This is a genomic window from Adonisia turfae CCMR0081, from assembly GCF_011009555.1.
Taxonomy (GTDB): domain Bacteria; phylum Cyanobacteriota; class Cyanobacteriia; order Phormidesmidales; family Phormidesmidaceae; genus Leptothoe; species Leptothoe turfae.
The window spans coordinates 3,203,654-3,206,828 of the sequence record NZ_QXHD01000004.1 but is presented as its reverse complement, the minus strand read 5'-3'; the positions used below and the strand labels follow the sequence as shown (position 1 = coordinate 3,206,828).

Genomic DNA, 3,175 nt, shown 5'->3' with positions numbered 1-3,175 from the left:
TGGGGGTGGGGGGGTGGATTGGGGCATTTTGGGTTTGGATTGGTTATTGGTTATTGGTTATTGGGGGGCTGGTGGAGGTTACATGGGTAGGGGGTTTAAGGAGTTGGAGGTTTATCAGTTGGCGGAGGAGTTAGCTGATGAGGTTTGGAGGATTGTTGCTGGTTGGGATTTTTTTGCGAAAGATACGGTTGGGAAACAACTGGTGCGGGCGGCAGATAGTATCGGGGCTAACTTGGCTGAGGGGAATGGGCGGGGAAGTTTTCGGGACAATCGACGTTTTATCAATATCGCCCGAGGCTCTCTAACAGAAACTCAGCATTGGTTACGACGCGCTCATTGTCGCGACCTGCTAACCACCGAACAAACTGCCAAACTGCAGCCTCTAATCACAAAACTTGCCCCCAAACTCAACGCCTACCGCAACGCCATCACCAAAATGATCTCCAAAAACTAAAAACAAATAACAAAGACCCAATACCCAATAACAAGGAACAAATAACACCTACCCACCCTCTTCACCCGCCGATCGATCATCCGTAACATTTACCGTTGCCCCATCCTGCAACCCCTCAGCCCCCCGCACAACAATTGATTGAACCTCTTCAAGCTGATCAGACGTAACCGCCACAGATGTCCCCATATCAGCCACAATTTCAACTTCGATGGCCTGTGCTTGGTCGTCAGTAACTGAAAAGACAATCCATTCTTCAGCCCTTTGAACAAGGGCATCACGGGAAAGGATAAAGCCGGAGGTATTGCTTGCCAGCTCTAAGGTGCCTTGGATGGCCATACCGGGCAGTAATCCGGTGGGTGGATTGGCTAGCTGAAGCCGAACTTGCTGGCGTCGTGAGGCTTCATCAGCGGTGGGGATGATACCTGCGATCGCACCTTGCCCCTGCCACTCAGGTAAAGCACGGGAGGTGAGTTCAACAGTTAACCCTGGCGTAATTTGACCCGCAAGATCCTCAGGAATTTCGAGAAAAATATCCAGGTCAGAGCGGTCAACCATCGACAGAATTGGATCGCCGATCTCCAAGTAGTCTCCTACATTAGCCATGCGCTCCTCAACAGTTCCAGCCGTGGTTGCCTGAATTTGTGTGCGACTAACTTCGAGATGGGTTTGATCCACAGCGGTCTGACTAGCGGTGACAATGGCACGCTGGGCCGCAATTTCTTCGGCGGTAGGGCCTGCGGTGGCTTCGGCGAGGACAGCGGCGGCTTCTAAGCGCGATGCCTGGGCATCAGCAACAGCAGTTCGAGCTTCAATTAACGATCGCTGAGGTAGACCGCCCACAGTTACTAATTCTTGCGTTCGCTGTAGATTGTCTAAAGCTTCTGCTTCCCTGGCCTGAGCTGACTGCAATAGGGCTCGGCGTTGTTCAATAATCTCGGGCCGGGTGCCGACTTCTAACTCGGCTAGATTGCTACGCTCAGAGGCGAGAGTCGCCTGGGCTTGGGAAAGGGCTAGGCGTTGGTCAGAGTCATCGAGGACTGCAATGGTTGCACCGACGTTGATCGGGTCTCCCGGCTCAACCAAAATTTGTTGTACAACGCCTGGGGTTTGCGATCGCACCGTCGCACTCGTTCTCGCCTCAACTTGACCGATGAGTTCAACTGATCGGATACCCTCTCCCGTCGTTAATCTTGTTACTTCCACTGGTCGTGGCGGTGGTCCTTGGGCAACAGTCTCTGGGACGACGGTTTCGCTGCTGTCTCGATTGATAAACCAAACCAATCCACCCCCAGCCAGAATACCTATCAACAACCATGGGAGCCAGTGATCTCGCCAATTATGCTCTTTCTCATACTTCCCAGGACGAGCTAAGGTCGCTAAATCAAAGTCCGAGGACATCTCCAAAACCTCTGTAACACTGCGTGATAGGTATCAGCTCAATGCTTCAAAACCTTGCTATGCAGTGTTACAGAGAAATCTCACAGAAAGATGATAGTCGGTTCTACCCTTGCTGAGTCTCTTCGTTAGAACTGAATAACCCCAGGGCTGGTCCCAAGATAGCCCCAAATACAAATCCGCCTGCATGGGCCCAGTAGGCAATACCCCCATCTGCCATGCCAACATTAGTGGGGATACTGAGACTGGCAACACCATAGGCCGCTTGCTGTAGAAACCAGATGCCTAAATAGAATATGGCTGGAATTCTGAAGGGCAAGAACAGGAATCCCAGAGGCACAATTGTTACGATCCGAACCGTGGGAAATTTGAAAATATAGGCTCCCATCACACCTGCGATCGCACCGCTGGCTCCCAAGGACGGAATGTCAGAAAACATACCAAAGTACCATTGGGTCAAGGCTGCCAGGGCACCACAACCCAGATAGAGCAACAGATAGCGAGCCCGCCCCAGCTGTTCTTCTACGTTATTGCCAAAAATCCATAGGTACAGCATGTTGCCAGCCAGATGTAGGGGACCGGCATGGATAAATTGGCTAGTGAATAGGGTGGACCATTCGTAGATGTCAAACGGGATGCTCCCATCACCAAAGAAACTGACGGTTAGCTGCTCTGGAACTACGGCCCATGTGTGGAAGAAGGCGGTCAGTTCCATGGGGGACGACAGCGTGAGTTCGTAGAGAAAGACGAAAACGTTGAGGGTGATTAGTCCGTAGGTTACGTAGGGCGTAATCTGAACCGGGTTTTCATCACGAATAGGGACCACGCTGCACCAAGAGATACCACTTGCTTACAAGATATCAGCTACCTGTAGACAGGACAGCCCTAGTTTATGAAGATCGACGCAAAAGTTTTTTCGCTTGTCGTTGCAGACGATTTGGAAGAGAGGGGGATTGCGATCTCAACAACCCTATTGTTTGTTGTAATTCTGGTTGTCCGCACCAATACTCATAGGCAGGTACCGCCACCCGGTTCAACAACGACACCCAACGCTGAGTAATGGCCTGGGGCGTATAGGCCAGGGCCCGCTGATACCCATGGGTCACCATCGCCTGACGTAAGTTAGAATTATCCCGCAAACAGGTTAACTGTTCTAACACCTGCCAGAGGGAATTAGCCTCTAGATAATCAAGGGAACTTTGACGTTCTGCCCAGTAGGCACTGTCCCTGCCTAAAATAGCTGGAATTCCTGCTAACCATGCATTATAAAGTTTTGTCGCCGGTTTGTTACAAAAATTCTGAGTTTGCCAATGCAGCCGGGGATCA

At 51.2% G+C, this 3,175-nt stretch carries 3 protein-coding genes and 1 pseudogene; 1 reads left to right on the top strand and 3 read right to left on the bottom strand.

Going from position 1 to position 3,175, the window contains the following annotated elements:
- The coding region (locus tag DXZ20_RS18040) for a four helix bundle protein (protein WP_348918706.1) at nt 1–454 on the top strand (454 nt) is incomplete at its 5' end.
- 48 nt (nt 455–502) lie between these two features.
- On the opposite strand, the gene DXZ20_RS18035 is transcribed toward DXZ20_RS18040, so the two are convergent.
- The 3 genes and pseudogenes from DXZ20_RS18035 to DXZ20_RS37560 form a co-directional block, all read right to left on the bottom strand.
- Nucleotides 503–1,852, bottom strand: coding sequence for an efflux RND transporter periplasmic adaptor subunit (locus tag DXZ20_RS18035; RefSeq protein ID WP_163699644.1), 1,350 nt, complete (start codon nt 1,850–1,852; stop codon nt 503–505).
- Between the two features lie 103 nt (nt 1,853–1,955).
- Nucleotides 1,956–2,675, bottom strand: coding sequence for a rhomboid family intramembrane serine protease (locus DXZ20_RS18030; protein ID WP_163660394.1), 720 nt, complete (start codon nt 2,673–2,675; stop codon nt 1,956–1,958).
- 64 nt (nt 2,676–2,739) lie between these two features.
- Nucleotides 2,740–3,175: pseudogene (locus tag DXZ20_RS37560) on the bottom strand (hypothetical protein); the annotation flags it as partial.